This is a genomic window from Paenibacillus sp. N3/727 (assembly GCF_022637315.1).
Classification (GTDB): Bacteria; Bacillota; Bacilli; order Paenibacillales; family Paenibacillaceae; genus Paenibacillus_AQ; species Paenibacillus_AQ uliginis.
Genome location: NZ_CP093336.1, coordinates 821,864 through 846,075, shown reverse-complemented (window position 1 = coordinate 846,075; position 24,212 = coordinate 821,864). Strand labels below are relative to the sequence as shown.

The 24,212-nt window shown below is 45.9% G+C and carries 15 protein-coding genes; 1 reads left to right on the top strand and 14 read right to left on the bottom strand.

The window, feature by feature from the left end:
- Nucleotides 1–32 precede the first annotated feature (32 nt).
- From MNQ98_RS03795 to MNQ98_RS03780, 4 genes are all read right to left on the bottom strand, one after another.
- Nucleotides 33–2,375 (bottom strand): glycoside hydrolase family 95 protein, encoded by a 2,343-nt coding sequence (locus tag MNQ98_RS03795; RefSeq protein ID WP_241931985.1) that lies wholly within the window; start codon nucleotides 2,373–2,375, stop codon nucleotides 33–35.
- Between the two features lie 219 nt (nucleotides 2,376–2,594).
- Nucleotides 2,595–3,986 (bottom strand): ABC transporter substrate-binding protein, encoded by a 1,392-nt coding sequence (locus tag MNQ98_RS03790; protein ID WP_241931984.1) that lies wholly within the window; start codon nucleotides 3,984–3,986, stop codon nucleotides 2,595–2,597.
- A gap of 135 nt (nucleotides 3,987–4,121) precedes the next feature.
- Nucleotides 4,122–4,958, bottom strand: coding sequence for a carbohydrate ABC transporter permease (locus MNQ98_RS03785; RefSeq protein ID WP_208915895.1), 837 nt, complete (start codon nucleotides 4,956–4,958; stop codon nucleotides 4,122–4,124).
- Between the two features lie 15 nt (nucleotides 4,959–4,973).
- Nucleotides 4,974–5,903, bottom strand: a complete 930-nt coding sequence (locus tag MNQ98_RS03780) for a carbohydrate ABC transporter permease (RefSeq protein ID WP_241931983.1) — start codon at nucleotides 5,901–5,903, stop codon at nucleotides 4,974–4,976.
- 70 nt (nucleotides 5,904–5,973) lie between these two features.
- Between MNQ98_RS03780 and MNQ98_RS03775 the strand changes: the two genes are divergently transcribed.
- Complete coding sequence (locus tag MNQ98_RS03775; RefSeq protein ID WP_241931982.1) at nucleotides 5,974–6,117, top strand: hypothetical protein; 144 nt, start codon at nucleotides 5,974–5,976, stop codon at nucleotides 6,115–6,117.
- Nucleotides 6,118–6,200: 83 nt separating this feature from the next.
- Here MNQ98_RS03775 and MNQ98_RS03770 read toward each other — a convergent pair whose 3' ends face one another.
- The 10 genes from MNQ98_RS03770 to tyrP form a co-directional block, all read right to left on the bottom strand.
- Nucleotides 6,201–7,790: a response regulator transcription factor gene (locus MNQ98_RS03770; protein ID WP_241931981.1), complete on the bottom strand. Its 1,590-nt coding sequence runs from the start codon at nucleotides 7,788–7,790 to the stop codon at nucleotides 6,201–6,203.
- Complete coding sequence (locus MNQ98_RS03765; protein WP_241931980.1) at nucleotides 7,780–9,510, bottom strand: sensor histidine kinase; 1,731 nt, start codon at nucleotides 9,508–9,510, stop codon at nucleotides 7,780–7,782. Before MNQ98_RS03765 ends, MNQ98_RS03770 begins: the two co-directional genes overlap by 11 nt.
- Before the next feature lie 63 nt (nucleotides 9,511–9,573).
- On the bottom strand, nucleotides 9,574–11,736 hold the full coding sequence (locus MNQ98_RS03760; protein WP_241931979.1) for an alginate lyase family protein: 2,163 nt from the start codon (nucleotides 11,734–11,736) through the stop codon (nucleotides 9,574–9,576).
- Nucleotides 11,726–12,847 (bottom strand): glycoside hydrolase family 88 protein, encoded by a 1,122-nt coding sequence (locus MNQ98_RS03755; protein WP_241931978.1) that lies wholly within the window; start codon nucleotides 12,845–12,847, stop codon nucleotides 11,726–11,728. The genes MNQ98_RS03760 and MNQ98_RS03755 overlap by 11 nt, the downstream gene beginning before the upstream one ends.
- 108 nt (nucleotides 12,848–12,955) lie before the next feature.
- Complete coding sequence (locus MNQ98_RS03750; RefSeq protein WP_241931977.1) at nucleotides 12,956–17,179, bottom strand: polysaccharide lyase family 8 super-sandwich domain-containing protein; 4,224 nt, start codon at nucleotides 17,177–17,179, stop codon at nucleotides 12,956–12,958.
- 404 nt (nucleotides 17,180–17,583) lie between these two features.
- Nucleotides 17,584–17,895 carry a YerC/YecD family TrpR-related protein gene (locus MNQ98_RS03745; protein ID WP_241931976.1) on the bottom strand — a complete coding sequence of 104 codons (312 nt, stop codon included), beginning with the start codon at nucleotides 17,893–17,895 and terminating at the stop codon, nucleotides 17,584–17,586.
- A gap of 175 nt (nucleotides 17,896–18,070) precedes the next feature.
- Complete coding sequence (nhaC, locus tag MNQ98_RS03740) at nucleotides 18,071–19,444, bottom strand: Na+/H+ antiporter NhaC (protein WP_241931975.1); 1,374 nt, start codon at nucleotides 19,442–19,444, stop codon at nucleotides 18,071–18,073.
- Nucleotides 19,445–19,483: 39 nt separating this feature from the next.
- On the bottom strand, nucleotides 19,484–20,317 hold the full coding sequence (gene pdxK, locus MNQ98_RS03735) for a pyridoxine/pyridoxal/pyridoxamine kinase (RefSeq protein ID WP_241931974.1): 834 nt from the start codon (nucleotides 20,315–20,317) through the stop codon (nucleotides 19,484–19,486).
- 75 nt (nucleotides 20,318–20,392) lie between these two features.
- Nucleotides 20,393–22,309, bottom strand: a complete 1,917-nt coding sequence (gene tdc, locus MNQ98_RS03730) for a tyrosine decarboxylase (RefSeq protein ID WP_241931973.1) — start codon at nucleotides 22,307–22,309, stop codon at nucleotides 20,393–20,395.
- Between the two features lie 66 nt (nucleotides 22,310–22,375).
- Nucleotides 22,376–23,785 carry a tyrosine-tyramine antiporter gene (tyrP, locus tag MNQ98_RS03725; RefSeq protein WP_241931972.1) on the bottom strand — a complete coding sequence of 470 codons (1,410 nt, stop codon included), beginning with the start codon at nucleotides 23,783–23,785 and terminating at the stop codon, nucleotides 22,376–22,378.
- Between the last annotated feature and the right edge of the window lie 427 nt (nucleotides 23,786–24,212).

Sequence of the window (24,212 nt, the reverse complement as noted above, 5' to 3'; positions counted from 1 at the left end):
GATGACCTCCGCTTAATAATGTATAGGATCTATTACTGGCGATTTTTCTGATCATCGGAGTTGGACAGCTTTCGTTGCTCCAAGGAAATCCAGATCATTTCTCCCTGGCGTAAAGAAAACGTATACAGATAGCCCGCTTTTGTCACTGGAACGGAATGCCGATCCGAATCAGAGATCAAAAGAGGCTCCATGCTATATAACGTACATTCTCCTGTTTTAGCGGCGCAAATCTCTGCCAGCTCTAACATGCCGTCTCTCCAATCAATATTAACGGTAAATCCTCCCCTGGCCCGAAGCCCCCTGACTGAACCAGAGGGCCACGAAGAAGGTAGGGTTGGCAGCAAACGTATTTCTCCGCCATGGGATTGAATCAGCATCTCCTGTATCGCAGCCGCTCCTCCGAAATTAGCGTCAATCTGGAAAGGTGGATGATCACCGAATAAATTCGGATGGACTGCTTTTACCAGTAGCTCGCGAAGACTGTCATAAGCTTTGTCTCCATTGCCGAGCCTCGCCCAGAAGTTGGAAATCCATGCTTGGCTCCAGCCGGTATGTCCACCGCCGTTTTTTAAACGCCGCTCCAATGTTCTTTGGGCGGCCTCCGCCAGTTCGGGCATCCTATGGGGAATGATTTGCTCCCCGGGGTGAAGTGCAAACAAATGAGAGATATGGCGGTGCCCCGGTTCCGCCTCTTCATAGTCGACGGACCATTCCATGATCTGACCGTGCCGGCCAACCCGAGGAGGGGAAAGCTTGGACCTTACGCTTCTCCACTCCTTGGTGAGCATGCTATCCACTTCAAGGTATTCGGCTGCTTCGATGCAAGCAGTGAAAAGGGCGTACACAATCTGTGAATCCATAGAGGGACCGGAACATAAGACCCCTACCTGTCCTGTATCCGTTACGTAGCTGTTTTCTGGAGAAAGCGATGGTGAAGTGACAAGAAAACCGCTCTTATCATAGGTCAGAAAATCAAGGAAGAATAGCGAGGCTTCCTTCAGCACCGGATAGGCCCGATCACGTAAAAAGTCCTCTGAGCGGTTATATCGGTAATGCTCCCATAGATGCAGCGCCAGCCAAGCCCCGCCTGTAGGCCAAAAAATCGCAGGCGTCCAGGCTCCAAACAATCCACTCTCCGCCCATAGGTTGGATGAAGAATGGGCCGTGAATCCTCTTGCACTATACAAAGCTGCAGCAGTGTGCCGCCCGTTTGCAGCCAGCCGGTCAATGAAATCGAACAACGGTTCATGACATTCAGGCAAATTGCCCGTCTCCGCAATCCAGTAGTTCATCTGCAGGTTAATATTCAGATGGTAGTCGCTCTCCCAAGGTGGTGTAAAGCTTTCATTCCAAATACCCTGAAGATTGGCCGGCAGGCTGCCGGGTCTTGAGCTTGCCATCAGCAAATAGCGCCCGAATTGGTAGAACAACGCTTCCAATAATGGGTCCGCACCACCTTGTCGATAAAGCTGAAGACGCTCCGTGGTGGACTTATCCCTGTTCGTTTCGCTCACGGTTTCCTGAGGTGAAAGATCCAGCGAGACCCGGTCAAATAAGGCTCTGTGATCCTTAATATGAGCTTCTCTCAATTGTTCATATGAAAGGGAAGCAGCGGACTCGGCCTGCCTGATGGCTTCCATCCGGGGATCATTGCAACGGAATGAGGTTTGAGCCGCGAGAATCAAAGTAACGGTATCCGCCCCGCGAATATCCATATAATTGCCAACCGTCCGGCACTCGCCCCCCGTGATACAAGAGGTCAGAACCGTCGCATATTTAATGCCATCCGCTCCACAGCTTCCTTCCATCGTCAGCAAACGATCATGGTCATGCTTTATCTCTCCTTCAAACGGCCGCCTGCTTAAGCGTGCAGTTAAGGAGATCGATCTCGGTTCTGATGCTGTTAACCGGACCACAAGCACATGATTTACGGCGCTGGAGAATATTTCCCGGTTATACTGAACTTCCCCAATCTTATACGTTACCGATGCAACACCATTCCTCAGATTTAATTCCCGCCGATAATCCGAACTGTCCCACAGTCGATAATCGAACTGAAGCCTCAAGTCTCCTAGCGGTTGATATGGACCAAAATACTGCGGTGTATTCGTGAGATGCAGAAGCGCCATTCTCTCCGCTTCCTGGGGTTCACCTTCACGAATCAGCTTTCTGAGTTCCTCCACCGTCCCAGGAGCTGCTGGATTATCGCACCCTCTCGGTCCGCCGTACCAGACCGAATCTTCATTTAGCCCGATTCGTTCGGCTGATACATCTCCAAAAACCATCGCGCCTAGTCTTCCATTACCAAGCGGAAAGGCTTCCGTCCAGACACGGGCAGGTTGTTTTTCTATCAGCTTGCAAGTTTCGTTTGTCATCGTCCTACTCCTAATAATCAATCATTTTTCCGCTGTTCAAATCGTTCTGTTCTATAAAATTCGTCCATTAGATAGAATAAAAAGAGCTGTCTCTCGTGGCCGGTACGATCCATAGAGACAGCTCTTCATAGGCAGACGATTGTGTTTCTCCTCGTTCCCCGACACTTTAAGATAAATCTCAAAGCCCGTTGCGTAACCAGGATAGAGTGACTATCCTGCTTATTTGATTACACCTTTTTTATTGATGACTTTTGTTGCCTCATCAACCATCCATTTCTGTACATCATCGATCGATTCATTATTCAGCATATATCTGCTGAAGCCGTCCTCGATCACTTTGGTCAATTCCGATGAGGCCGTGGTCATGACCTGTGCAGCATCAAGATATTGGATTGCATCGTCAAACAGTGTGTATTTAAGAGAATCCATATCATACATATCTTCATTGCCAGCAACCAGCTTTGTTAACAGAGCTTCGTTATTGGCTTTTTTATAACCCGAGAATTCTGGTCTATTGTCCGAATCTGCTGTTGTCATAAATCTCATAAGCTTGAAGGATGCTTCCTTGTTTTCAGAGTTAGCGCCCATTACCAACTGGCCACCACTAGTGAAATATTTGCCTTCGTAATCTTTAGGTTCCGATCCTTTCGGAGGCACCGGTACCGGAGCGAAAGCTGTTTTGAAATCGTGTGGATACTGCTCGGTATTGCCCGGGTCAGCGATTGTCCAGTTACCTGTCAGAATCATAGCTGCTTCCTCATTGAAAAATTCGGTTCGATAGTTCAGCTTTGCAGCGAGAACATCCGAGAAAGGTTTAGCTGATTTGTCCTCCGACTCCATACCCTTGCGAAGCTGGTAGAAGTATTTGTAGGTTGGATCGGACAGAATCGTTGTTCCGTCATCATACAGGAATGGATCTTTCATCATCGTTTGCGCCGGAGCATTTGAATAAAGCTCCCAAGTATGGAAGTACGTACCGTAACGTTTGTCAATGCCTTCACCTTTATTCAGCTTCTTGGCATATTCCCGGTAGTCATCCCATGTCCATCCGAACTTTGGAACTTCTAATCCCACTTCGTCAAGAGCATCCTTGTTGAGCATCACGTAGTTGAAACTCTTTGTATACTGCATACCGTAATAATTGTTTTCAATCTTTGGGTTAACGAAATATTCGTCCTCAGGGACGATATTTTCCTTTTCATAGAATTCATTAAGTGGTGCCAGCGCTCCCCGGGTCGCCCGTTCAAGTACAGATCCCAAGCTTGGTATTTGTACAACATCGATCGCTTCACCGGAAGAAATGAGAAAATCGAGTTTTTTCATCATTTCCACAGAATCGCCGGGAACAAGTACTACATGCTCTACCTTGATATCTGGATTTTGATCCATAAATTCCTGCAGCATGGCATCGGTGCCTACCGACTGAGCTTCGTTATCCCAGTTATAATACTTGACGGTGACTTGCTTTCCGGTCTCGGCGCTGCCTTCATTTGCCCCGGAGCTGTCATTCGACGATGAACCTCCGGACTTTCCACAGCCGGTGAGCACCAAGGAGACGGCCAGAATCATTCCGAGTATTACAGACAATCTTTGCTTGACCTTTTGTTTCATTTTACTTCCCCCTGCACTTAATATTTAGGTGTAGTGCTGTATTCACTGTTCATTATAGGCAGCCGCTCGACTGGGCAAGTGCAAAATTTTGATATTGTATGATTACTTTTTTGACTTTTTCAAAAGAAAGTATGATCAACCCTTCACGCCGCCCAGGGCAATCCCGTTAATTACCTGTTTTTGCAAAGCGATAAACACGATCACAAGCGGTATAATCGCCGACACCGCCGCTGTCATCATAATCGCATAGTTGTTCGTGTAATCGTCCCGGAACAACGTCATGCCGAGTGGAATGGTGTACAGATCCTTGTCCAACAGGAAGATGAGCGGATTCTGATAATCGTTCCATGTCCAGATGAATTTAATGATGGCTACCGTAGCCAGCACCGGTTTGCATAGTGGAACCATGATGGACGAGAATATCCGCAAATGACCCGCACCATCGATTTTGGATGCTTCCATATATTCATCGCTGATCCCTATCATAAACTGCCGCAGCAGGAACGTGAAGTAAATCGAGAACATGCTCATGAATATGATTGCGGCATGTGTATTATAGAGGCCGAACCAGCGAACCAACAGAAAGCGCGGGATCAGCGTGGCCTGATCGGGAATGATCATAAAGGATAAAAGGGCCACAAACACCAGATCACGGCCTTTAAATTTAATCTTGGTCAGCGAGTACGCCGCCATGGACGAAACGAGCAACGTGATGCAGGTCGTAATAATGGCTATTTTAAATGAATTGAAGTAAAAATCGGTAAAAGGAACCCTTCCCATCCAGACCATCTTGAAATTATACGCCACATTAATCTTCTCGGGTATCCATTGAATCGGAAAACGCATAACATCTTTCTCGTATTTGAAGGCTGCTGAAATCATCCAGATCAGCGGAATCAGGAAAACGATAGACAACGCTCCCATAAAACCGGTTGTGATCAATTTGGACATGTTTTTTCTAATCCATTGCATCTTTATGTCCCCCTCCTATTCTTCATTTCTAAATTTCCAGGTGACTGCGGTAATCACGCCGATAATGGCGAACAGCAGCCAGGAGATGGCCGAAGCGTAGCCCATATTGTAATATTTGAATCCTTCCTCATAAATCCGGAATACGAGCACGGTTGAAGAATTGTTCGGTCCGCCTTCGGTCAAAAAGGCAATGACGTCAAACACTTTAAACGAGCCGATCAGCATGGTGATAAGGAGGAAGAAAGTCGTCGGACGAAGCATCGGTACCGTGATGGCGAAAAACTTTTTCATCACGCCGGCGCCATCAATTTCAGCTGCTTCGTAAATTTCATTCGAAATATTCGTCAGACCAGCCATATAGATAATGATAGTGTAGCCCAGAGCGGCCCATGAACTGATAATTGCAATCGACAGAAGCGATGTTTTTGGATCTACCAGCCATTTAGGAGGATTGGACAGCCCTAAATCCATCAGAAACTGGTTAATCGGTCCCAGGGACGGGTGAAATAAAGCACTCCATACCGCAGCAATCGCGATGATGGAAGAAATATAGGGGATAAAAAACGCGACTTTGAAATAATCTTTAAAAAACACACTGTTATGAATCAATGTCGCCAGTACCAGAGCAATCGCGATCGGAATGGGAACCGTCAGAATCATATAAATCACATTGTTCTTCAGTGCCTGAATAATGGTAGGATCCTGAAACATTTGGATATAGTTATCCAACCCTGTAAACTTGATGCCTTCAACGCCTGACAGAAGGTCCCAATCGGAAAAACTCAAATACAGAGAAAATCCAAGCGCAAACACGTTAAGAAATAGCATCCCGATAATCTCCGGGGCCAGAAACAGCCACCCGGTCAAAGCTTCTTTCTTCTGCGGAGTCCAAAATTTTCGCGGTTCACGCTGACTCTTTGGTACAGATTGTTTTATACTCTCCACGTTGTATCACCTCGGCAAATTAAATATGTCATTATAATAATTCATCCTCCCGCGGCATGAAGGAGAGATTATGACCAGCAACGTGCACGATTTTGACCTTTATTCGTATGTGTATAATAGCGAGGAACCGGTGGTTGACATGCTTAAAACCATTCCAAGAAATTTGGGGACAACAGCGATGGGAGGAACGATTCATCCGTGGATCGTCTCCTAACAGAACAAAGGGGTATCCCGCCAGATCTAAAGATCTTTTGGGACACCCCCTGCAAATATTGGATTGTTTTTATCTGGAGAGAATCATTTGCGTGCCAAATGTCTGGCCTTGTACTCGCTTGGCGTAGATCCCACATATTTTTTAAACACTTTGGAGAAATACGTTCTATCCGAATAGCCGAGTCCAACCGCAAGTGATTCTAAATTCTGGTTAGACATTTTCAGCATGTTCGTAGCTACCTTCATCTTATACTGGTGCACATAGTCCGTAAAAGTCAGGCCGGCCATCCGCTTGAAATAGCGTGAAAAGTAGCTCGGATTCAGAAACAGATAACGCGCCATATCGATTGAGGTAATATTATCGGCAAGGTGCTGGTCGATATATTGCTGGATGACCTGAAGCTTGGGCTCCTGTACCGTGATTACCGCTCCCTTATGCCGGCTTTTCATGGCTAGCATAAATTTTCTTTCCACCAGCTCCATCGTATCCTCTAGCGTCCTTGTCAGAGCGAGATAGGCGAACAGATCCTCATCGAATTTCAGACTGGAAAAAATCAGCTCAATGCCGCGGAGCATAGAAGACAACTCCCGGACAAAGTCGTCCGGAATGATAGACATCTCTCTAGCAATCCTGGCAATTTCCTGCAGAATTCCGCTGATGCCTTCCAAATCATCTCGGATGACTGCCCGTTCCAATTCCGAAACATAGCCATCCAGAAACCCCTTCGGAGCAGGTTGAAACATTTGCGATGTAATATGCAACGTATCAGAATCAATATAATCGGTATTCTCGTAAAACTCGCACTTGTCCTGAACCATTTTTTGAAATACCGGGCCGATGGTGTCTAGCTCCACTTTGTCCGTAACCTTAATAACACTCGGTTGAATCTTAAGGAAATGGGAGCACTTAAAACGCAGCTGTTGCAAATAATTATGAAGATGCAGATTGGCGTTCTGCGCAAGATTAACCCGGAAATTATACATAATTACAATATTCTCCTGCTCAAGAAAAGGGGTTATCCCTTCGCTCGATTCGGACAGTTCCAAGGCAATGTTGTAGATGGCATATAAGATCAGCGGATATTCACTCTGCTTGTAACGGTTGTCGAAGCTGGAAAAATGAATGCTGACAATCCCCAACATAAACCACGGATAGGTCCAGGAGATGCCGATTTGTTCCGCATAGGCCACCGTTGTCTCGGACGGGGCTCCGTCAATCACTCTTTGCAGCAGATCCTTCCGGAAAAGAATGCTGTTGCAGCGCGCGGTCTCGCGGTTAATCAACCCGACCCTTGATTTCAGCAATCTTACCGATTTGCCTAAACTTTGTACTAATTGCTCTGCCGTAAGCTGGTCCTTGATCAAATAGTCGTCGGCCTTCAGCTTGACCGCCTGCTGTGCATATTGGAAATCCTCATGACATGTCAGAAAGATTACCCTTATTTCCGGTTTCATGCTGATAAATCGATCAGCCAGCTCGATGCCATTTGTTTGCGGCAGACCGATGTCTGTAATGACGATGTCAGGCTGCACTTCTTCAAACATATGCAGCGCCTTAGCGCTCGAATAGGTACTGCCGACAATTTGCAAATGATGGGCTTCCCAGTCAATCATTTGCCGCAGCACTTTAAGCATAGGGACATCATCGTCAATGAGCATCACTCTAAACATCATAATTGCCCTCCTCTGACGGAAAAACATGATGGTTGCTACCCGGAGGCAAATACAGAGATACGGAGACCCCGCCCTGCTGAAGATTATGCAGAGATAGACCGGCTTCCTGCCCGTAGGTCAGCCTCAGTCTTTGAGCCACGTTAATTAACCCTACTCTTGTATAAAATCCATCCTGTTCATCATGGTTATGTAGCAGCCTACAGTTCAGACCATCCAGAATCTCTTCGTCCGCCCCGCAGCCATTGTCAGAAATCTCTATCACAATACCTTCAGGAATAGTTCGTGAACGAACGGAAATACGGGGCCTCGGATGATCAACCAGACCGTGGACGATAGCATTCTCTACGAGCGGCTGTAAAATAAGTTTGGGAACGATGAGTTCTTCGGTTCCTGGAGCCAGATCGATATCCAGTTCCAGCGGGATTTCATTTCGGATTTTCATAATATCGACGTAGTGACCGAGCAGCTTGCACTCTTCCCGCAGGGTAGCCGGTTCATTGACCTTGAGATAAGCCCGGAGCAGACTCATTAGAGAATCGATAATTCCGCTGTGCAGCGTATCTTTAGATAGAATAAGGCTGCATTTAATCGAATTCAACGTATTGATCAAAAAATGAGGGCGAATCTGCATAAACAGGGCTTCCAACTCCATCACCCGCTTCTGTTCCTGCTCCTGCTCGATATCGTGAATCAGCCTCTGCAGTTGATCCAGCATCGTATTCAGCGTCTGTCCAAGCTCGGCGATATCATCCTTCCCCTTTACCTCCAGCCTCACGTCCAGATTACCCATTCCGAATTGGCGTACAACCCGCTGCAGCTTGAGAATCGGACTATGCAATCTTTTGGCAATCAAGATAGAGGTAGCGGAGAAAACGATAAACAGCAAAAGTACCGCTACAATACCACTGTAAAAGGTTCGTGAGATTTGGCCAGACCATTCTTTCTCCGAGGCTTCATAAACAATCCGCCAGCTGGATTTCGCGATGGTTCTGGCTGTGCGAACGCTTCCATTTGCATCCGCGTTATGCGGGGCAAGCTCTGTATTGCCAGCGATAAATCCGCCAGCGGAATCAAAAAGCGCAACCTTGCCGAATTCGACCGGTTCGAGCAGTTTGGTGAAATACTTGTCGGAAATGGAGATAAGCAGCACCGCCACATGCTGATTCTCGCGGCTGTCATAGATCACTCTGGCAATATAGTAGCTGCTGTTTTTGCCAGATCCGCTGTCAGCCATGCCTAGCCATTGCAGCCTTTCAGGTTCATGAAGATTAACACGTTTCATCAGTTTGTCCATGTTATTTTTGATTACAGTCAGATCCTCAATGCCGGAAGAAATCACAAAATTCTGCCGGTTGACCAAGTACATGCTGATGTTATTGTTCAGCGGCTTGGAGTTAATCAGGGAAAACACATTTTGCAAATGCGTAAAAAACATGTAATCCTGGTAATTTTCAAGCCGCTTTGTCTCCGCAAAAGCCTTCAGGTTAGAACGAACATTGGTATCGTTTACAATAAAATGAGAGGCAAATGTCACATCATCAACGGTTTTGTTCAGTTCATCTATCATGACATTCAAAAAGTTATCGTTACTGAGCTGCAACTTCTCCACCATCGTACCTCTGATCAGGACAAAGGAGATGACCGAAACCGCAATCAACGGGATAAAAATAAGCAAAAGAAATGACAACTGGATTCTCTTGTAGTAAGTAAACTTGAACATGTTCTCCCGCGCCTTTCTCTTGCTTTCATCTTTTCTTTTATTCTATCAGCCCGTCGTCCAATATTAAATAATGACATCAACTTCTTTTTTGCATTTTGTGCCGGCTATCAGAACGACTTCGCCAAAGATTTGAATGCCATCCACTATATAGGAATCAAAATGGCCGGAAGGCACTTTGTGGCTGATCACGAGAGTGTGCTCCTCGTCCGTTCCCGGTATAACAATTTTGCACGCTGTCGCCTGAGCATCGTCCACCTGTTCGCCCGTATGGCGGAAAACCGGTACCTTCTCAACCACGGGACAAGCCGTCTCCCCGGGCCGCTGCGGGTACAGCACCTGCATCATTGATATGGTTCCTTTTCCGGTCCGGGAGTACACCGCATATTGATTGGGCTCTATCAGATTGTATTCGCGGGAAATAACCCCTTCGTTAATGCGACCCTCTAACCCTTCACGGTCAACCGGAATAATGCAAAGATTGGCCTCCCGTCCGTTTAACGTGCGGCAAATGAGCGAGTCTACATCCAGCTCGACTTCTCCCGGAGCAAAATGAAACCGCTGGGTGAAGGTATGCGATTCCTTGCAAGTAAAGCTGTCGACCAACAGCCAGTAATACGGTTTGATAAAGATTATTCTCCTGAGCGGGTACACCGGGTCGTCCAAATGAAGGTAACCGTCATGACCACCTTCAACATAGTCATAGCCAGGCTTGCTGATCCATCGGCATCCCGAAGGCTTCGCGATCCGGCCGAAGTCCCAGGTGCTTACAATCTCGGTGAATCCGATACCGTCAACTATGGTCGTATTATGAGAAGCACTCTCTTTTAACTTTTTTCTGAGCGGAGTGTGATCGCTGTAATTGTATCTGCCGAGATCGGTTAGCAAATCCCTGCCATAGGCATGCAGATCAAAATGTAAGAGATCGGCATGCCCGTGACCGCCCCCGAGAGGACCGCAGTGAAAATACAGGTACAAGTCCCGCGGTTCCCAGCCCGTACGCATCACATAATGGCCGGAATGTGCAAAGGGATAAGAGAGGTTAGCCGGCAACTCCGCACGCAACCGGTCGTAGTTCCGTATCCCCTCCCCCCCGAACAGCCAGGCATTGTCGTAGTCCATCCGCTGATGTCCGCCAAAACGCAGTATGCTATCCTGAAACAACCAGGCTGCGTAGGTGAGAAGAGAACGGATATCGCTGTCGTCACTGTCGCCAAGCAGAGGCTGCCTGTGATTTGGCTTCGCCCAATAAAGGGAGGCGGTAGCCATTTGATGAACCGTGCGTCTAAAGTCATCATCAAGCTCAATCCCATTTATACGTGCCGCGTAAATACAATCGAGATAACAAGCCAGAACCTCGTGATGGTAAGTTGGCGACTGTTCCCAATGGATACCGTCCGCCATAATCTGTATCCGTGCTGTCTCCTTGAGTCTTTGCTCACACAAACGCTTCCAGTCATCAGCATGAGAGAATTCGGGAATGAACATCGCCACATGGTACAGGCCGCAAGTTTCCAGAACCCCCCAGTTGCTGATTTTCTTCCAGCTAGTAAACGATGAGGCTAAGTAATGGCCATGTTCATGTAAGGATATCAACACTTTGGCAAGGAGCAGCGGAGTCAGCAGCGGACTGTCTTTTACATAACGAAGCGCCTTGATCCAGTTAGCACAGCGAAGCCCCGCCTCAATCGTGCGCCATGTTAGGTTATCGTTCACAGGTCTGTCAGGGACAGGATTTCGGTTAATCCAGTCTTCAAGCTGGCGGCAAAGGGCTGCCGCATACTTTTCGTCTCCTGTCAGCGCGAATGCCTGACCCAAAGCCTGCCAATAGCGGTGACGATTCAGCATGTAAGCCCATTCAACATCGTGATCGGGAATAAAACCCCAATCGATCTCCCCCTCAAATGTAACCGGGATGCGGCTCCGTTCCATATCCCATGGAAAACGGAAAAGAAACGTTTGCCGCACGACCTCATCCGCCGTCTTCATCACTGTTTCCAGGTCGCTTCCGCAGTTATGCTTCACATAGTCGGCGATCTGACCCTTCTCCTCCTCCTCTAGCGCCCAGCCGGGTGTTCCGCGTTGGATGAAATGCTGATGCAGCTCAATCAGCGCTTCTTCGTATCGGTTTTGGCAGACTGCCTTCCTAACCGATGCCAAGCCTGGCTCTGTCAGGTCAAGGAGCGTAAAGACGGCATAAGGAGCTGCTTGAATGCCTTCAGCGTTCATACCAGTACCCTCTTCCGCCATTCTCCAGCCGAATCAAGGCTTCGAGATAGAAATAATCCCCCCAGATCATGTAATCATCAGGGGACAATCCTCCGCGGACATGGTAAGAGCCGTGTTTAAGCAAACCTTCAGCGTTTTCGCTGATCGTGGAATAATTTTGCACCAGTGAAGTCATCGACTTCATGACCCCCTGCTCAAAATAGGTCCGCTCCTGATCATCCTTATCCATATGTCCGATCAATTCCTGCAGTCCGGCAGCGACAATGGCAGAGGCAGAACTGTCACGGCTCGTTCCGTCAGTTACCGGAGCATTAAAATCCCAGTAAGCTACGTAATCTTCAGGCAAACGCTCTAGAAAATACCTTGCCATCCGTTTGGACGTATCCAAATATAAAGGATTCTGGGTATAGCGGTAAGCTAGCGCAAAACCGTAAACCCCCCAAGCCTGTCCGCGTGTCCAGGTCGATCCATTCGTATATCCTTGGTGTGTAGCGCCTCCAATCGGCTCGCCGGTTTTCGGATCGAAGAAGAATGTATGATAGGAACTGTCATCTCCACGCACGAGATAACGTCTCGATTTTTCGGCCTGCATGGCCGCAACCTGATAGTATTCGGGATCGCCGGTCTGTTGACCCGCCCAGAACAGGAGCGGCAGATTCATCAGGCAGTCGATAATAATACGCCCGCCTTCCTTCTCATCTCCCTCCGGCCCCCATGCCTGGATGTAGCCCCCTTCCGGACGCCAGCGTTTCAGCAGATGATCAGCGGCCTGCAACGTCAACTGACGGCCGTTCTCATCCTTGTCAACAATCCACTGTGCTTTAGAGGACAATGAATATAAGAATCCGATATCATGGTGATCAAGCACCGTTTTTTTCTCAAAACGACGGCGAAAGTCTTCCACCGTCCGGGATGCCGCCAGGCGGAATTCCTCGTCCCCTGTATATTCATAGCACAGCCACAGCATGCCGCTCCAAAATCCGTTCGTCCAATCGTCGTTATCATTCATCAGATAAGATCCGTCCTCACTTACGTGAGGAAACCTTGTACCAAATCGATTGATGTTGGTCCGGATTTTATCTACTGCATCTTCTATCGCCTTGTTCCACATGAAATCTTTACCCCCTTCGGATCAGTCTTCTTACGATACATGATAAGGAGAGCTGTCAGATTCTAATAGGGGGGATTTTTGCCTTGATGTGCATTATTTTGACTTTCGTTATTTTGATTTTTGCTCAAGGATCCGCGCCATTATGACGACAGCCTCGGCACGGGTGGCTTGTACATCCGGTACAAACCGATTTTTATTACGCCCTTCGATAATACCTGCTTTTACAGCGGAGGCAATAAAGCCCTTAGCCCAGCCTGGTATGTCATCAACATCAGCAAAAGTTAAGAAATCCGGCGAGCTTTCTTTTAGTTGAAGCGCCTTCATGGCCATCATTGCCAGTTCTGTTCTGGTCATTGATTTGGAGGCACGGAAAGTGTTGTCAGCATAACCGGAAATAAAGCCATATGAGATTCCTGCAGCCACATAAGATTTCGCCCAGTTCGGAATAAGCCGTTCATCGGCAAAGGAAATTCCCGATTCCCCCTCTAAACCTAATCCTCTTGCCAGCAATACAACAAATTCTGCGCGTGTGACAGGTTTATCAGGCTTAAAAGTACCATCTGGGTAACCGGTGACGAGACCTTGTTCCATGGCAACCTTAATCTTGTCTTCTGCCCAGTGTCCTTTCATGTCTGATATTACGATGTTTTTATCGCTCGAACCTGGTTTCGAAGTAGGTTGGCCCGTATCTCCACCGGCATGGCTTTCGGAGCCCTCCGCTCGCTTGCTCCCCTGTTCCCCCTTCGATGGCTTGTCCGTGCTGCCTCCATTCGAAGAACTGCCTGTTGTAATATCTTCACCTGATGAATTTCCGGTATTCCCTTCATCTGGTGGACTTCCGGTGTTCCCTCCATCTGGTGGATTGCCTGTACTCTTCTCCTTCACAGTTACCACGCAAGTTGCGGTAAACGCTCCATTAACGGATGCAACGGTAATGGTTGCTGTCCCCGCTTTAAGCCCAGTTACCACTGTAGTTTTTCCGTCTTGCTCCAATTTGACAATATCGCCGGAGTCCACGCTCCAGTTAAGGTCAAGACTGGCCGCATTAGACGGAACGGTTGCTGCTGTAAGACTTACGGAGTCCCCCACATTCAACGTAATAGCCTGTTTATCAAGCTGAATTCCGGCAGCAGGCGGGACGATCCGAAAGGTTGCCACATGGCTTTTTCCTCGGGCACCTGTCGTGTCAATTTCCAACTTCAGATAAGGTGAAGTCTCGATCACACGAACAGCAGAATCTTTTTCCAGCTCCTGTACATCAACTTTATCCAGAAGTTCTACGACAATCCTGCTTTGCTTTTGGGTAGGATCCGCAACCGCTACCGTCAGCTGGTCGCCCTGTTCATGCACCTGAACAGAAGCCGGACTGTAAGTGCGTACAAAGGCGGAAGTGGCTGCTTCCCAGAAGTTAAAGCCATACCACCCGAGCTTGCTCTCCTTAACAGCGTGAACCTGATTGTTCTGGCTGATCACTTCAATATCCGGGTTTTGACTGTATTGTTCCGTTGCCGCCGCATCTTTGTTTGGCAACAGCACATAGGAATACGATGCATCCTGCGGCATCTTCCCATGATCGAAGGATAGACTGACATAATTTTTGGTGATCGGATCTGCCGAACCGCCTGTATTGATGTCCTTCCATGCCCCTTTCCTTGCTTCTCTTAACCCCCGAAGCTCAGGACTGCCCGGGAAATAATAACCGATATCCGAGCCGGTAACATGTCCGGCAAGATGAGCCCATTGTACATCCTTCATCGTTTCGTTCCAGCCAAGATTCACGGGTTGTAGCACGCCATTTACAGTTAAAGCATTTTCGCCCGATTCTGACACTTGGCGGTTTTCCACGATCGTTTCCACGACACGGGCTTCAGGACTTGTGATGCCTGAGCCTAGCGCGACGATTTCATCATCAAACATAAACCAGGATTTTTTGCCCCGCAGTTTGCTCCCTGTGCTCAATTCCAGAGAAAAGTCCATTCCTGCCGAACCATACAGATTATCTATAGACGAGCCGCCAACCCAGGTTTTTGGGTTATAGTATGACGCCCATGCCTTCGGAGCCGGGAAGTATCCGTCCGTTGTCGTTCCCGCCAGGCGATGCATGTTTACAGTCGGCCAATACTGGTTACTGAATTGTTTCAAATCTTCATTATACAGATTGGTCATACCCATTCCTGTATACCAGCCTTTGATGTTCTCATCGTTGCCGAATTCAAAAGCGGAGATACGATCGGAGAACATACTGATCACGAACCCGTAACCGGGACGCAGATGGACAACCCTGTCCATAGCAGCAAAGTTCTGATGCTTGATTAACTCCCCTCTCGGCAAGACAGAGGAATCATTTATAATGCCTTTAATCAGGTTCATTTCATAAATAGGCATCCCCTCATAATAGTTCGGGAACGTAGTATCTGACTGAACCCATTCTTTAATCATGCTTTTTATTGTTGCAGATTGCTCAGCTGGCGCACCGCCGGCTAGCCGCGCCAACGTTCGGATAACGGCTCTGCCCGTTAAATGATCCGAGTCCTTCTCCCGGGAAATACTACGCCCTTTTACAGCGTCCATCATGGCTCCCTTGTAAACTAGGGGTTCAAACGAATCCTCGACCCATTTATACACGTTATTTACATTCGGATCCGTAACTTCCCATGGCGATGAGGTAAAAAGGTACAAAAGATCGGCAATTCGTCCCACGAGCACCGTTCCATATGCCCCCGTATAAACAATATTGGTATGCTGGATTAACGATCCGTCCTCATATATGCCATCCCCGCTTTGAACATAAAGAAATTCTCTAGCCATGGAATTTCTGGCTTGTTCGATTTTCGAGCTGTTTTTTCCTACGACTCCGCGGAGAACAACAGCCAGGGCTTTGTCCAACAGGTTGGCTCCGGTTTCTGTAACGCTTCCGTTCTGTACTCTTTTAGTTGGATCCGGAACATATCTGTCCATAACTTTTATGTAATTATCAATCTGTGTTTGACTCAACTCGTTGTACATCAAAACAACAATATTCATCAGGACCTGGGGAGTGCCGATTTCCCAATCCCACCAGTTTGCTCCTGAAGGCATGGATCTTCCTTCGTTGTACTGGTTCGTATACATCCATTCCAGCGCACTTATAATATCGTCGCGCAGCTGCGCATTCCCGTACAAAGCGGCACCCTTGGTTGAATAGGCAACCGCCATATCACTGATATTCGTAAACCCTTTGGTCATATTGGCGGAGTTGGTATTGTTTTTTTTCCCAAGTTCCGCCCACAAATAGTCGGGATTTGACGCTTTATTCATGAGATCCCATATCCCCGTGCCTGAGGCGTTGGAGATCCGTTCATTGAGTGAAGTAATATAAGCGGCAATATCAGGATCATTCAAATCCATTTGATCTCCGCCCAGCAATTTGTAGCGCCACTTCTGTCTTAACACATCATACGCCTCTTGCATGGCAGCTGATTCGACCATAACGGCTGATTGTCCCCGAATCAAGCCATCACTTGTGGCTGCAGTAATCGTAACGCTCCCAATTTCATGGGCTATAACCGTACCGTCGTCGTATACTGAAACCGTCTCTGGATTGGATGAAGACCATATTAATTCCTCAGATGCACCTGCAGGTGAAAAGACCGGAGTAAAAGTAAATGTTTGCCCTTTACTCAAAGTGACGGCCGTGGGTTCGAGTCTCAGTCCGTTGATGCCGTTCCATTCGTGAATACTGATGTCGTCAAACCAGGCTGTTCCCGTACCCGTATCGAAAAAAGGCTCTACCCTTACATATTTCGTGCCTGCCGGGATAGTGAATATCGCTTCCCGTAATGTCCAATCATTGGTTCCGGTTAACTTGGCGAGTACAGGGCCGTCACCCAATTTGACGTTGGATGTTGCCCCGTCTACCCCATTGATGCTCTTGTAGTACTGCGTTCTGACAAAAGCGCCGCCGCTTGAAACAACGTTGTCTGTTTTAATCTGGGCGCTGAGCTTAAAGGTTGTGCCAGTGCTTATTCGTACATTCCCGGAAAGGCCTGTCCGCGAAGAAACGTCATGCTCCACTTGTACTGCCTTGGTGCTTGAAGTATAAACTGCTTCATTAACAGATACCTTTCCCGACCCGCTAGCCTGCCAAACTCCCCAGCCCTGAGCTTGCTTGCGATCGATCCAGCCGACATCACCAGGATAGAATACTGCCTCGAAATCCCCGTTAGGCACCAGGTTCATTCCAGAAATGCTTGCTTCCACCCTGTTTATCCCCCCTGGTTGAAACGATAAAACCATTTGGAACGTCATACAGACGACCAGTAATAACGATACTTTATTTGTATACGCTTTCAAGTCTGGTTCCTCCTCTACTGCTGATGACTGACATCCCCTTGAAAATACATTGAAATGCATCTCTGTTGCATGTCATATTTTGACTCATAGACGAACGATTTTGACTTTATAAGACAACATGCAGCCGTTCACTACCAGAACTTCATCATTCGTATTCAAGGCGGAGAATTCCCCTTCAGGGGAGACTGAAAACACAATTCACAAAAATAAAGCTGTCTTTCCTTCCACGCCAATGTGGGTCGAAAGACAGCTTGTAGGCATATAAAAATGCACTTTCCCTTTATAGTAACCAAAACATAATCCTGTATCTCATAGGGATTATATTCTCATAAAGAGACAAGAGTTGGTCACTCGAAAGAAGAGTGCATTAAGTTGGAATAACCCTTCTGCGCTTACTAGGGCAATTATTCTGATTCAGCACCTGCTTGATCTTGCATGCGTTTAAAAATAGCCTCATAACTGTGATTTCCATGATGTAACGAACGTTTTACGCGTGAGATGGTAGCTGTGCTGGCGTTGGCTTCCTCCTCAATTTCACAATATGTTTTGTGATTATATAACATTTTTGCTACTTGGAATCGTTGCATCAAAGTTTTAATTTCATTAACTGTACACAGATCATCAAAGAAAGCATAGCACTCTTCCATTGTTTCCAGTGATAAAATGCCCTGAAAAAAATCATCCAACGCTTTTCCTTGAAGTTCTTCAACCAACATATGTTAACCTCCTTCAGTGATGACTGCATTTTGTTGCATGAAGAGTTTTCTTATGTATTTTTTCTTCTTAGGCATACTATTTTATAGTATACCACTTGCATTGTAAAACTAAATTAATCCGACACAGAAAAGTAGCTAGCATTTTACAAGTTATTTCTGTGTCGGATATGAAGTTTCAACTTGCTTGCGAAGCCTTGTTCGATCTCATAAATCCGTACAAAATGTTAAGGGCCGGGGCAATAATACAAAAGATTGCAAATGGCAAATACTCAAGTGTGGAAACCCCCAAGGTTCCGGTTATAAACACACCGCTGACACCCCAAGGAATAAGAGCATTAAAGGCAGCACCTGCATTAGCCAAAATCCTCGACATTTCTTTGCGAGGAAGATGGATCTCATCAAATTGAGGCTTAAACGCTTCACCGGGTAAAATTATGGACAAATATTGTTCCCCGAGAAGAATGTTAATTCCCATTGAACTGATAGCTGTCATAAGTATGAGTTTGCCTTTGGTACTAACAAAATCGGAAATTCGAGAAATTAAAGTACTGATGATTTTCAATTCTACAAGCAATCCGCCTAGCGCCAGTGCGAGCAGTATTAGAGATACAGACCACATCATGCTTTGAATACCGCCGCGAGAGAGTAGCTTGTCCACACTTTCCACGCCAGTGCTGGACACATAACCGTCTTGCATCAGCTTGGATATATCGAGGAAACTGGTTTGAGGATGATAAATAAAGAGAATGATGATCGTACAAGCAATGCATGACAACAAGGTCGGTATAGCGGGAACTTTTCGCCAAGCACATAGGAAAAGCACAAGCACCGGAATTAGTGTCACTGCAGAAATGGTGAAGGAAGAATTCAATGTATTCACCAGCTCATTGATCTCTTCTCCTGACGACAAGACCTTGGAATGTCCCACCACCATAAAAAACAGAAGCGAAATTAAAGAGGCTGGAATAACGACCCGCAAGATGTAGCGGATGTGTTCAAATAAATCGACCTCAGCTATGGCTGATGCCAAATTGGTTGTGTCTGACAACGGAGAGATATTGTTTCCCAGAAACGCACCGGAAATGATGGCGCCTGTTGTAATAGCTGGACTGTATCCCATGATCTGTCCCATGCCGAAAAAAGCAATGCCGACAGTAGAGATCGTTGTGAAGGAACTGCCTACAGTGACCCCTACAAGAGCGCAAATAATAAATACGGAAGGTAAAAAGAATTTTGCGGACAATATTCCAAATCCATACACCATGATGGTTGGAATGGTTCCAGCCGCAATCCAAACGCTGACCAGAGCGCCAATTAGCATAAATATTAGGATCGGTATTAATCCAGGGGTAATACCATTTTGTATGCCATTGTGAACACGATCCCAGGAAAAGCCCTTGATTTTAGCGAAGATAATAATGGCCCCAAGGGAGATTAGAATGGGGATTTGAGGATCCATACCCAATGCAATAATACAAACTCCGATAATTGCTAGTAGCACAACTAAAAGAAATAGGCTTTCTTTTAACGTTACCTCTTCTTTTTTCATAAGCTGAACTCCTTATCTGTAATAGGTCAAAACATGCTGTTACGAGTTCATGCGTTGTTCGGCCTTATTGTATGCACCGTGCCATACAGGCCCTACAAAAGAGTTAAAAGCAAATCCGTTTTTAATCCCTTCGGTAGCAAACAACTTCGCTTTTGCAACGGCATCTCTTACAGGCATTCCTTTTGCAAGTCCGGCTGTAATCGCAGCGGCAAAAGTACAACCTGCTCCATGGTTATGACTGGTCTCCAGTTTGACATTTTCGAAGAGAGTAAACTCACTACCATTGAATAGCAGATCAATAGCTTTATCACCTTTAACTGACTTCCCGCCTTTAATAACTACATGTTTCGCACCAAGTTCATGTATGATCCGGGCAGCTTCTTTCATTTCTTCTACAGTGCTTAGGCATCGCATTCCCGCCAATTGCCCTGCTTCAAATAAATTTGGCGTTACAATGGTAGCCCGAGGCAGAAGAAGCTCACGAATGGCTTGTCCATTTTCAGGTTGGAGCACTTCATCTTCCCCTTTGCACACCATAACAGGATCGATAACAACATTGTGAATATCGTGTTCATCGATCGTTTCGCTCAAAATTTCAATGATTTCCGTTGATCCCAGCATGCCGGTCTTCATTGCATCCAGTGGACCGCCGGATAGAACTGTTTTCAATTGTTGTCTAACCAGCTCGGAATTTACCGGATGAACGGCATGATTCCAGCCCTGGTCTGGGTCCATCGTTACAATGGAAGTTATTGCAGTAAACCCAAATGTTCCATATTCCTGAAAAGTCTTAAGATCTGCTTGCAATCCGGCTCCACCGCTTGAATCGGATCCAGCAACGGTTAACACCTTTTTAATCGCAGTATTTTGCAATTTTCGACACTCCTTGGGAATAAGTAGGAATGCGTAACAGCATACTGTTACGCATCCCATTTTGTGATGTTGTTATTAGTTCATTTGATACGTTAAGATCTTGTCGAGATTATCTTGCATAACATTCTCATACGTATAGACTTTCTCGAGATTTTCTTGCATAGCTTTCTCGATTTTGGCAGCATAATCTTCAAATACTTCTGGATCATGAGCATATGGAGACAGGGCACAAGCACGCAAGATGGTTACTTTTTCGACACGATCCCATTCTCCTTTAGCGAAACCAAGGCTTTGTACATATTCCAGCGGGCTGTTGCCATAGTCCGGAACAGCAAAATCCGTGTGAGAAGTAAAGAATTCATTGCTGTACAAGTCGCCTTTTACATAAGATGAATAGTCGAAGAAGTCATGGTTAAGTTTGTTCATTTTCTCCAGATCCGTGTTTCCTTCTTCATTGAAGACATAGTCAACCATGTTGAAGTCTGGTCTGGTCAATGGATATGCGGTAATGACTTTGCCATTCACATGGAATTTCTTGTTTTTCAGGAAGTTGTAGAAGCGGAATGCACCCTCGATGCTAGCTCCCATCAGTTTGCCGTAACCAGTGATGTTAAGCGGCAATACTTTGTGAGCAGTCCATACAGCAGCTGCAGTAGCGCCTGCTTTGGAACCTTCCATGATATAAGCGCCAAGCAATGCAGGAATGTCTGCACCTTTTTCAAATACATAAGTTGCGAAGTATGAGATCGCGTCGCGCATTCTGATATCTTTGATCGCAATGGCACCAGCAGAATAAGGAATGTATCCCATTTTGTGCGGGTCAATCGTGACCGATTCAACTTGGCTCATGGCTTTGAATGCATTATATACATCATCAGTAAGCCATTCGTCTTTCAGCTTCATATCCTTAAAGACATTGTTTCTTGCATACACTTCGTCAATTTTGTCGTAGTCAATGAAGTTGTCATTTTCATCCAGGAAGATAGCGCGAGCATAACCGCCGTAAGCTGCATCGACGTGAATATAGAAGTAAATGCCTTCCTTCATCAATTTCTCGCGCAAAGCAACCATTTTGTGGATATGGTCGATTTGACCTTCTTCCGTACTACCAACAACACCTACTACGCCAAGAATTGGAATATTTTGCGCTGCAAGCTCACGAATTCTAATTTCCAGCTTCTCGATATCCATGTGATAAGTGCTATCTACATCGATTGCTTCAACAGCATCCAGACCAACGCCCAGAATGTCGCCAGCTTTCAGCCAGGAATAGTGTTTCGTTTGCGGAATGAGCCATTTGCCCAATTTCGTAAGATGACGGCCGCTGCGAGCGGATTTCGCTTTAATTTCATCCATCTTTTCAGGAAGCTTGTCCATAATATCAAGAATTTCATCTGTGGACATATTAAGAAGTTCCCACTCGGATTTGCCTTCAACATATTCAGGCGCTACTTCTTTAATAGCAAGCGGCAAAGATTTCATGTTACGGGCATACCAGAGTCCCTCAAAGTTTGCGATCGAACCGTCGGCACAAATGTGGCCCCAGCTCTCGCCTGCTTTGTAACTCATCATTTTGCACAGCTGGTGTCCGACTTCCTCTTCCATTTGCGATGTTCCCGGAGAGGATTCATATGCCACGTTGTTGCCGTTCCAGAGCATAGCTGTGGAGTAAGCAATAATAGCTGGCATCAGAGTTTCGGAGTTCATATGGCCCCAGAAGCGGCCAGCAGTATGCCATGGCAGTGACTCTGAACGAAGCTTGGAGGATAATTCATTGAAAACACTACGCATATGGTCTGTAGTATCCTGAAAGCTTTTTGAGCTCTTATCAAATGGAGTAATTACTGGCAGATCCTGCGGCTGGTAATTTTGACGCCAGCCAACATGCTCGTCCACCATTTTAAGCAGCACTTCTTTGAAAATATCCACGTTTTCCCCTTTATGTCCAAGGAATAAAGCTTTCAGGTCAATTTCTGGAATTTGATAATTCATGTTTTAGTCCTCCTAATAAATTGAATGGTATATGATTAAAAAGTTAGTTAACAATGTTATGTGAAGTTATTCACTTTTCTTCCAGCTTGGCTTCTTCATTTTATTGATAATCAGAGCAATACCCACCATCACAATCGTAGCTCCTACTTGATAAATGATGTAGCCTGTATACTGGCTTGGCTCCAGAACGGAAGGCGGAATCAAGCTGACGGTAAGTGTAATGCCTACACTAAGCAAGGACAACAGGGATACAAACCACATTAATCCATTGCCTTTGGCACCAAGTCTGAACGGTCTCTCAACTTCAGGCATTTTATAACGCAAGCGGATCGCGGAAATAGCAATCAACGCGTAAACGATACAATACAAAATCGTTGTTGTGATTGTTATGATAAGAAATGCGCTGTTGACATTAGGTACAACAATATATAGAACCGACACAAGCGAGATGACAATCGCTTGAATCATAACGAATGTAATAGGAACATTCTTGGAAGTTCTTTTTTGGAAGAACGGAGGCAAGTTACCCTCATCCGCTACTTTAATCATCGATTTACTTGGTCCAAGTACCCAGGCGCTCAGCTGAACCAACACACCGATCAAAATCATGCCGGAAATAAGATTGACGAAAATGGATGGAATGCCCAAATTCTCACAGAAAATCATATACGGTTGTGTAATATTCGCTAATTCCATCTTGCCCCTTGGCACTGCATTGGACACAGTCAAACCGGCAACAAGGTTGAAAATAACAAGCAATATTACAGATGCAATAACGGCAATTGGATAATTCCGTTTCGGATTTTCAATGTTGTTCGCATGGACCGAAGAAATCTCCACACCAGCGAAGATAAAGATAATACCTGACAAATAAGCCAAACTTCCCAGATCTGAAAGGTTAGGTAGCAAGTCGCTTGCCTTGAAGTTGCCCAGGTAGCTTTCAGGTTGAATACCATTTTTGATCATGTACATAACGCCAAGGATTACGAGAAATACGAATGGAATGTATACACCGATAATTGCGCCCCAGTTACCCGCAATCTTTACCATGTCGAATTTCAGGTTCAACAAGGTTACACCCCAGTAAGAAATAAGAATTACTATAAAAATGAATACGTTATTGGATGAAAGCTCAGGTTTATTAATGACGTAACCAAACAGTACGCCGACAGTGGATGCAACCATTACCATCCCGAAAAACATTTGAACCCATAACAGCCAGGATGTAACGAAGCCCCACTTTTCTCCTAATGCTTTCTTGACCCATACTTGCGGACCACCCTCTTCGGGAAATCCTGTTGACATCTCGGCGGACATCAGTGCAATGGGAAGGGCAAACAAAATTGCCGCCACCAGCATGTAAAAAATCTGTGTCCAACCCGTAGCGGACAGCGTCGGTACACTACGTACGGTACCAAAGAAAGCCATGGTGATACCGATCAAGCCAAACAGAGTCAATTTTTTAGAATTGGCCATAAAATCCGATCCTTCTTTCTCTATCCTATTGTCTAACCTTGGTGCATAAACAATGAATTAAAACATAGGAACAATGCTTCGACTTCACCACCTTAACGTCACGAAAAATTATATTTTTTTGTTAATCGATTAACTTGTGTCGTCAGTATACGCCTCATTTTTTTGTTTTGTCAATTCGCTTCAAAGCCTTGTCACATATGGATTTTTTCTCTTTTTCCAAAATCTTGTTGTTGTATACACCAACGCTTTCATCACGCTATTCATAGATGCATAAAAGGTTTAACGCTTTTATTGATAAAAGCATTTTCGAGATAAATTAATGCATAATTATTCTTATATATGTATATTATATTTATTCGACCTAGCTGATATTTCCCATCTTTTATGCCTCCCGTATTCCTGTCTGAAGTAATTTTTCAAAAGAGCA

Excerpts from the sequence above, each read along its gene's own strand:
- MNQ98_RS03755 (WP_241931978.1), bottom strand. The coding sequence starts at position 12,847 with ATGTGGAACAAGGCGATAGAAGATGCAGTAGATAAAATCCGGACCAAC.
- nhaC (WP_241931975.1), bottom strand. The coding sequence starts at position 19,444 with ATGAAAAAAGAAGAGGTAACGTTAAAAGAAAGCCTATTTCTTTTAGTT.
- tdc (WP_241931973.1), bottom strand. The coding sequence starts at position 22,309 with ATGAATTATCAAATTCCAGAAATTGACCTGAAAGCTTTATTCCTTGGA.
- MNQ98_RS03745 (WP_241931976.1), bottom strand. The coding sequence starts at position 17,895 with ATGTTGGTTGAAGAACTTCAAGGAAAAGCGTTGGATGATTTTTTTCAG.
- MNQ98_RS03760 (WP_241931979.1), bottom strand. The coding sequence starts at position 11,736 with ATGAACGCTGAAGGCATTCAAGCAGCTCCTTATGCCGTCTTTACGCTC.
- MNQ98_RS03790 (WP_241931984.1), bottom strand. The coding sequence starts at position 3,986 with ATGAAACAAAAGGTCAAGCAAAGATTGTCTGTAATACTCGGAATGATT.
- MNQ98_RS03795 (WP_241931985.1), bottom strand. The coding sequence starts at position 2,375 with ATGACAAACGAAACTTGCAAGCTGATAGAAAAACAACCTGCCCGTGTC.
- MNQ98_RS03765 (WP_241931980.1), bottom strand. The coding sequence starts at position 9,510 with ATGTTCAAGTTTACTTACTACAAGAGAATCCAGTTGTCATTTCTTTTG.
- MNQ98_RS03770 (WP_241931981.1), bottom strand. The coding sequence starts at position 7,790 with ATGATGTTTAGAGTGATGCTCATTGACGATGATGTCCCTATGCTTAAA.
- tyrP (WP_241931972.1), bottom strand. The coding sequence starts at position 23,785 with ATGGCCAATTCTAAAAAATTGACTCTGTTTGGCTTGATCGGTATCACC.
- MNQ98_RS03785 (WP_208915895.1), bottom strand. The coding sequence starts at position 4,958 with ATGCAATGGATTAGAAAAAACATGTCCAAATTGATCACAACCGGTTTT.
- MNQ98_RS03775 (WP_241931982.1), top strand. The coding sequence starts at position 5,974 with ATGACCAGCAACGTGCACGATTTTGACCTTTATTCGTATGTGTATAAT.